The 7,032-nt window shown below is 56.8% G+C and carries 12 protein-coding genes; all 12 read right to left on the bottom strand.

The genetic code is table 11. The features are described from left to right. Nucleotides 1-698 (bottom strand): tyrosine-type recombinase/integrase (locus AB5Y80_RS18520; protein WP_368173337.1); only part of this gene is annotated, 698 nt, incomplete at its 3' end. Between the two features lie 99 nt (nt 699-797). Next, nucleotides 798-1,139: an integrase arm-type DNA-binding domain-containing protein gene (locus AB5Y80_RS18515; RefSeq protein WP_368173336.1), complete on the bottom strand. Its 342-nt coding sequence runs from the start codon at nt 1,137-1,139 to the stop codon at nt 798-800. A gap of 218 nt (nt 1,140-1,357) precedes the next feature. Continuing rightward, nucleotides 1,358-2,503 (bottom strand): DUF3596 domain-containing protein, encoded by a 1,146-nt coding sequence (locus tag AB5Y80_RS18510; RefSeq protein WP_368173335.1) that lies wholly within the window; start codon nt 2,501-2,503, stop codon nt 1,358-1,360. Next, nucleotides 2,500-2,703, bottom strand: coding sequence for an excisionase (locus AB5Y80_RS18505; RefSeq protein WP_234917510.1), 204 nt, complete (start codon nt 2,701-2,703; stop codon nt 2,500-2,502). Before AB5Y80_RS18505 ends, AB5Y80_RS18510 begins: the two co-directional genes overlap by 4 nt. Then, nucleotides 2,690-3,127 (bottom strand): hypothetical protein, encoded by a 438-nt coding sequence (locus AB5Y80_RS18500; protein ID WP_368173334.1) that lies wholly within the window; start codon nt 3,125-3,127, stop codon nt 2,690-2,692. Before AB5Y80_RS18500 ends, AB5Y80_RS18505 begins: the two co-directional genes overlap by 14 nt. A 151-nt stretch (nt 3,128-3,278) precedes the next feature. Then, the gene (locus AB5Y80_RS18495) at nt 3,279-3,752 is read right to left on the bottom strand and encodes a hypothetical protein (protein ID WP_368173333.1); all 474 of its coding nucleotides are present in this window, start codon (nt 3,750-3,752) and stop codon (nt 3,279-3,281) included. Nucleotides 3,753-3,766: 14 nt separating this feature from the next. Further along, entirely contained in the window at nt 3,767-4,342 is a 576-nt protein-coding gene (locus AB5Y80_RS18490; protein WP_368173332.1) for a toll/interleukin-1 receptor domain-containing protein, read from the bottom strand. Between the two features lie 90 nt (nt 4,343-4,432). Beyond that, nucleotides 4,433-4,651, bottom strand: a complete 219-nt coding sequence (locus tag AB5Y80_RS18485; protein ID WP_139750806.1) for a hypothetical protein — start codon at nt 4,649-4,651, stop codon at nt 4,433-4,435. Next, complete coding sequence (locus tag AB5Y80_RS18480; protein ID WP_368173331.1) at nt 4,615-5,325, bottom strand: hypothetical protein; 711 nt, start codon at nt 5,323-5,325, stop codon at nt 4,615-4,617. Before AB5Y80_RS18480 ends, AB5Y80_RS18485 begins: the two co-directional genes overlap by 37 nt. Then, nucleotides 5,322-5,942: a hypothetical protein gene (locus tag AB5Y80_RS18475; RefSeq protein WP_368173330.1), complete on the bottom strand. Its 621-nt coding sequence runs from the start codon at nt 5,940-5,942 to the stop codon at nt 5,322-5,324. The genes AB5Y80_RS18480 and AB5Y80_RS18475 overlap by 4 nt, the downstream gene beginning before the upstream one ends. Then, nucleotides 5,939-6,283 carry a hypothetical protein gene (locus AB5Y80_RS18470; RefSeq protein ID WP_368173329.1) on the bottom strand — a complete coding sequence of 115 codons (345 nt, stop codon included), beginning with the start codon at nt 6,281-6,283 and terminating at the stop codon, nt 5,939-5,941. Before AB5Y80_RS18470 ends, AB5Y80_RS18475 begins: the two co-directional genes overlap by 4 nt. Beyond that, the coding region (rdgC, locus tag AB5Y80_RS18465; RefSeq protein ID WP_368173328.1) for a recombination-associated protein RdgC at nt 6,280-7,032 on the bottom strand (753 nt) is incomplete at its 5' end. The genes AB5Y80_RS18470 and rdgC, both read right to left, overlap by 4 nt.

Below are 7,032 nucleotides of genomic sequence, written 5' to 3'. Positions count from 1 at the left end.
TAACACGGTAGGGGTACCGTTTTGTTATCCGGTTTGAAGCCGTATGACCACTCCCTTTTGTGGGCAACTGTCAGGTGAATACCATCTCCATACACATTAAGGGTCGTGCTGCCCAAGGCTCGCAGGCCATGAGCGACTAAGGTCCCTTCATATCCCATCCGTTTCAAAGCGGCATTGGCTGTCTGTTCGTTGGTATGCGTCTTGGGATTTCGTAGTCCTGGGAAGATAAATTCACGATGACTGCTGATTGGCCGCATGAGGTCTAGGTAGGCAAGTGTTTGTGGCGTCAAGGGCACGTCATGACCTCTGCGCTTCTTCATTCTCTCTGGTGGGATCCGCCAGAGTTTCTTTTCCATATCGATCTCTGCCCACCGGGCTCCGGCCGCCTCGCTGGGGCGAGCCAAGGTATGCAGGCTCCATTCGATAAGGCAGCGGGTCTGCAAATTGATGCTGGCCTTGGAAAGCCGGTTCATCAGTTCTGGCAACTGGTTGGGGTTGATGCTGGGCATGTGCTGTTTGGCTGGCCGCTGAAAGACCTTGCTTATCCCCGAGCAAGGGTTGGCATCGATCAGACCAGAGTTGACGGCGAAGGTCATGATCTCGTTCACCCGCTGGGTGAGACGACGCACGGTTTCGAGTTTACCAGCAGCGGCGATGGGCTCGATGATCTTGATGGCTCTCTGAGCCTTGATCTCCATAACAGGCACAGTGCCAATCTCGGGGAACAGATACATTTCGAGCGAACGCCAGAGATCCTCGGCATAGGCCGGGGTGACGGAAGGACGCTTAACATCAAATCAGCGCTTGGCGACGGCTTCAAAGGTGTGCTCGCTCTGTGATAATGCGGCGGATGCTTGCTCATCACGGTGATGCTGGGGATCAATGCTTTGCAGTAACAGAGATTTGGCTTCGGAGCGTTTCTCTCTCGCTTCAGCCAACGACATCTCCGGCCAGGAACCAAAGCTGATCATGTTTCTCTGTTTAGTTAGGGGGCGGTAGTAACGCAGGCGCCACAACTTGGAGCCATTAGGCTTGATGACGAGCTCCAGACCAGCCCCGTCGCAGAGGGTGTATTCCTTCTCTTTGGGCTTCGCTGCTTTGATCTCGGTTGGGGATAAGGGACGGGTGATACGAGGCATAGGCATACGCTCCGGAAGGCATACAAAACGATATGCCTAAAAGGGCTGGATGGCAACGCACCCCATTGGACAGCGTAAGACAACAAAAAACCCGCAAAGCCTTATGCTATGCGGGTTTCTTGGACTTTGTTGGTCACTATTGGACCGGTATTTGGTGGAGCTGGGGGGATTTGAACCCCCGGACTGTGCAGCTTTACCAATTGAACTATAAGGCTTGTTTATTTTCCGGTTGGATTTTGGATCAGGATTGGCGCTTTTGCTGTCTGGCCGTCGTACTCGGCAAGGTAGGATCCGTAGTGCCGAAACAGCATTTCTGGCCCCTTGTGTCCCATCTGGGTGGAGAGCCAAAACAGGTTGCAGCCGCGGCTGATGTTGGCGGTGGCGAAGGTGTGGCGGGTTTGGTAGAGGTGGCGGTAGCGAACGCCGGACCGCTTGAGGGTGTAGAGCCAGGCTTTCTTCCTGATGGCGTCGGCCCCGGCCCAGGGCTGGTTGAGCTTGGGGTCGTCAAAGACATACTCCCCCCGCATGAAGGTGAAGCGCTTCTGGCTGGTCAGCGCCGCCAGCGCCTCGCTGGTCAGCTCGATGGTGCGAGTCCCGGCCCGGGTCTTGGTGGTCTTGATGACCCCGACCACTTTGGCGCGCGACACCTGCACGGTGTTACCGACCCAGTCGATGGCCTCCCAGCGAAGGGCGCACAGCTCAGACGGCCGCATCCCGGTTGCGAAAGCGAAGGAGAACAGGTTGGCCCACTGCTCATTGATGCCGTGGGCTGTTGAGATGATGGCGGCCACTTCCTCCGGGGTGAAGGGGTCCACGTCCTTGGCTCCCTGTTCGGGAACTGAACTCCCGTCCAAATATCGGGAAACGGTCACCAGCGAAACAGGGTTTGATGCGAGCAAACCATCCGTGACAGCCTCGTCGATTGCGCTGCGCAGGAACGACAGCCGGTTGCGCGCTGTCTTGGCGGTAGTGCCCCCCCGGATCAGCCAGTTTTTCACCTGGGCGGGGGTCAGCTCCGAGACGGTGATCCCGTGCAGGTCGGCCAGCGCCTTGTGGCATTTGCGGTACCCAACCATTGTGGATGGGCTCAGCCCCCGGCGCTCACATCGCTGCAGGTACTCGTCCAGGTAATCGGCCACCTTGGCGGCGATCGAGGCACCACCGAACATCCGCAGCTTCTTGGACTTCGGGAAGTAGTCGGCGTAGGCGAACTGGCCACGCTCAATCTTGCCTTGTATCTCCCCGAGCAAGCGGGAGGCGTAACGCACGTTGGCGGTGGTGTTTGGCAAGTTGGACAGGGGCTCGCGACAGCGAACCCCCTTGAACGTGAAGGTGATGTTGATCGTCTCCCCGCGGACTGTCACGCCGCGTGGGAGCTGTTTTTCATTGCCCACTTGGTTACCTCCGCGATGTTGACCCAACGTTCCTTCACCCCGTCCACGTTGACGATGTGCACCCCCAGTTGCCAGATGCCACGCTGTATCCGCTTGTTGATGGTGTCCCGGTCGGTGAGCTCGATGGTGCTCAGGTAGGTGCTGAGCGGGATGGCGTCAGGCATTTTCATTATGATGAGCTGACCCTGAATTTGGCTTTGTGCCGGATCTGTTGCTGTTCCCATGTTGGTTGGTCCTCGTCAGTCTGGTTATTTCATCCCGGCCTGCTCGGTTGTAGAGGAAGCATTCCACCTGCTTCCTGCTGCTGACCGCTTGGTCAAGGCGGTACTCCCCGAACGCCGGGCGTTTGAGTTGATGCTGGTTGGCCAGCCGGCCAATGGCCTGGGCGCTCACCCCCAGCTCCCTGCCCAGTTCGGTGGCGCTCCAGAGCTGGCCAGCAACCCGGGGCGCTTCGATAGGCAGGTCGAAGTGCGCCAGGATGCGGCCGATCTCGGCGAGCTTGGCCGATCGGGAAAGGGTGGGGGAGCGCACGGTGCTGACCAGGTCGTTGAGAAGCTGGCTGTCCTGGTCGATGGTCAGTTGAAGTTGTTGCATGGCGTGGCCCTCCTGTCCCAGATGATGGGGCGCCGGGTAAATTGAAGGAAGGGCCGTTATTGATATGAAGAAGTATGGCTATCCCAACTAAACATGAAGCTTGCGGCAATCATGTTCTGAATGAGTAGCCACGCCTTTTAAGTGGGTGAGACTACTCACCCTCGAGAGAGGTCAGATCCTCAACATCAGCCATATCAGCCAACATTTTGGTGTATTTAATTAAGGTGTTCTGGAGTGCCTTTAGTTCCACTCTGAATTCGGCGCATCTGTCGGCATCACTAAATGCACCTTCTATCGAGGCTCTGTGCCATTTCGATGTAAATGGTCGTATAACTTGGTTTAACACTACAACAGCAATTTTTGTAAATGTTATACAGTGGCGACCATTTTTTTTAATTATATCCCTAGTTATAGCGAACAGGCTGTGTACGCTTTTCAGAGCGGCATCTTCATTGCCAGTATCATTAGATAAGCTTTGGGTCGTTACTCTGGTTAAGAGTTCTATGTACATCTCCCACGCAGCCTCCTTATCTTCATCCTTTGGTGACCAATCCATCTCAAGAAATGGTGCCTTTATTTTTAAGGATGTCATATCCCAATTCTCTAGCCATTTTTTAAGCTTCATACTCCCTCCTAACCTTATTCTAACCAGTACAATGTGTCATCCAATGGGTGTGTAGTTGTATGACGGATTAGATCAGCCGTAACCCTGCCTTTGAAAAGGCTATTACTGTTATTCCACTTAGAAACAATACCCTCAAGATATGAGTTAAGACTTTTAGTGCCGAGTAAAATTGGACTTATTGATAGATATTCAGGCAGGTCAACATAGCCTTTTAGTTTTAGACTGCATAGCTCAACCCCTGATTTCTTGGCATAACCCAACTCAAAAGGAACCCACCAAGATTTAACCGTATGTTCACTTACCAAGCACATTGTATGTGTAGAGCTTGATATCCCTCTTTCAATTAAATTGGTTATGGCCTGTGCATCCTGAGACTTGGCTGCGTTTTGTAGCGCGTCATCATATATGTCAAGATATATATCCATATCAGCATATTTCATAATGTAGTCACCTATCTTTATCGCGTGTTTTTTATCCGCCGACATATGAGATAGAAAAATACAAGGTTTGCTTGCATTGCTACTTATGGATTTATTAATTCCGTATGATTCCACGGTGACTTTGGGAGCCGCCCTATTAACTCCTGCCATTTTTCAAGCCCTTAATTTAAAGTGAATTGGAGATTAATTTATTTCCAATAATGCAATAACTTTGTTTGGGATTCAATCATAACTATTAGTCTATGCCCGCCAGCCGCGGTACCCGATAAAGCCCGGCGCCAGCACCTGCCGGAGGGGCAGTACGGGGAGGTGGGCTATCAGGGTCTTGAGCTGGGGATTGTCGGGTTGGCTGTCGATGGTGACCCGGGCGCCGGGGTTGATGCGGAGGTATCTGGCGCGGGTCTCTTCGGCTTCGGTGCGGGTCAGGCCGGGCTGGATGATGGGGGCTCTGAAGCGCACGGCTCACCTCCTTGGCGTGGTGGAAGCTGGAAGGAGTCACCCGTCCACGGCACTTCGCCGGCGATCCGCTTGAGCATCGCTGCAGCGTCATGCGCCGGGTCATCACTGAACCCGTTGGCGATGGACTGCAGCACCGCGGTGAGCTCGAACTCCTGGCTTTCGGTGATCGTGCGGACTTTCACAAGAGCCGGCACCTGGCCAGCCAGCGGTTCGCGGTAGTCCTGCTCGGTCGGGGTGGTGGCGGCCTCGGTACACGCTGCATCAAGTCGCACACATAGGGTGACAGCCAGAGCTGAGTCGATGCGCTCGTCCAGATCACCAGGGAAGCACCAATCCCCCTCAACGCCATCTCGCAATTCCCGCAGCAGGGAAGCCAGCAGGTGGCATTGGTCGGCCATGGCCACCATGCCATCAGCCAGTGCCTGCTCGTGCTTGTGGTGGTTTGCCAGCAGCTCCAGCCGCGACTTGAGCGGGTGGTCTGCCGGAACAGCGCCGGTGGAGATAGCGCGCTCTATTGCCACGCCGGTTCTGTTGCTCTTATCCAGCATCTCCTGCATGCGTCGCTGCAGTTTCTCCACATCAGAAAACAGCACATAGCGCCCAGTGTTGTGGGCCTCCATGCACTCTCCAAACTCGCCACGCTTGTCGGCCAGTGTGCAGTTGAATCGCTTCACGATTGCTCTCCTTCCACAAATTCGAGGGCAGTTGCCACTTCCGGCAGCAGCTCGTCCCAGGTGGCGATGGCGCCGTTTTGGTGCCAGCCTGCCACGCCCTGGCTGTTGTTTATCACGCCCACCACCCCATTGAGCGCCTCGCGCAGCACATCCCGCTGCTTGGTCATGGCGGCCAGCTTCTGCGCCGGGGTGAGGCCATGGGTACGCTGCATGGTGATGGTGAAGGGGCCTGTTTCAGGGTGGCTGCCGCTCAGCTCCAGGTAGTTGGTGGCGCTGTTGGCCTTGAACTGTCCGGCGAATGATGCCGCCACCATCTGTAGCGCTATGCCTGACATGGAGATGTTGAGCCCGTCATGGGTGTTCATCTCTTTGAGGTAAGCCTGCTTGGCCACAAACTCGGCCAGGCTCACGCCCTCCAGCTCCTTGGTGTCGTAGCCGTCCAGTAGGTTCCAGCAGGCGGCCAGCCGCCGGGCATTGGCGGCGGTGACTGACTCGGCGACCAAGTGGCCGCCGAAGTATTCGACGGCATCGCTGCCGCTCATTTCTGGGACGGGGTGGTCTGCCACAACCGCCCCGGAATGGCCCACCCGCAGCAGGCCCTTGGTGTGTTCGCTCATATATCCCCCAGCATTCTGATTTCGTCGTCCGTCAGGCCGGCAGCCCGTGCCTTGTCCATAACGCGCAGCCGCTCGGCGTTGAGCGCGTCAGCGCGGCGATCTGCGTCGTTGGGCTCGATGATGCTCACCGGCGCCAGCCAACTGCCTCGCACCTTCACGGCGATCTCCTTGCTGACGTTGGCGTCGCTCCCCTGGACGCCCTTGCGTGTCGCCATGCGTGCGGCGGTGGATGCTGATCCGCAGACGTGGATCGGGTACTGATGCCCACGCCCCTCGGTGAGGTCGGTGTTGGTGTAAACCACCCAGACCTCCTTGGTGTCGGTAATGGTGATGTCGGTCATAGCGGAGCCTCCTCACCACCCAGGGCATTGAACAGGGCCGGGATGAACTGGGAGAGCTCGCCGGTCACCAGGGCGAAGTCAGCGTCCAGGCGGGCGGCCGGATCTTCGCTGGCAATGTCGTCGTTCTGCTCGCGCATGTCCTCGCTGAACTTGAGGCGTTTGATGGAGAGGTCATCCCCCAGCACGAAGCTGATTCGCTCACCCCAGTTCAGGGCCAGTTTGGTGACCAGCTTGTCGTTGGCGAGGTGGTTTTTTACCTCGTCGGTCATCAGGTCCTGCTGCTTGAAGCGGGCGATCCCGCCGTGCTCCATGGCGCTGCGCAGCTCGGATTCATCCTCCAGGGTGAAAGCTGCTGGCAGATTTCCCTCTTGCAGCCATGCGGTCATGGTGATCTCGGGTGGGTTCTTGAGCGCCACCGGCACCACCGGCAGGCTGCCAATGGACTTGCGAAGCAGAGCCAGCACATCGTCCGCCTTCTTGGCGGAGGAGGCATCGACCATAAGCAGGCCGTCGGCCGGGTTGATCCAGGCGAAGGTGTTGGCGGTACGGCTGAACGCCCGGGGCAGCAGGGTGTGCAGCAGCTCCTCCTTGAGCGCTTCCTTCTCTTTCTTCTTGAGGGCGCGGCCCTGCTCGTACTCGATGGCCTCCACCTTCTCTGCCAGCGCTTCCTTGATGACGGCGGTCGGCAGGATCTTGTCCTCGCGGCGGGCGCACAGCAGGATCTGGCCGTTGGCGGCATGGGTCAGGGT

Source organism: Aeromonas sp. R2-1 (assembly GCF_040908425.1).
GTDB classification, from domain to species: Bacteria; Pseudomonadota; Gammaproteobacteria; order Enterobacterales; family Aeromonadaceae; genus Aeromonas; species Aeromonas caviae.
Note: the sequence above shows the minus strand (reverse complement) of the source record. Positions and strands in the feature narration are given on the sequence as shown.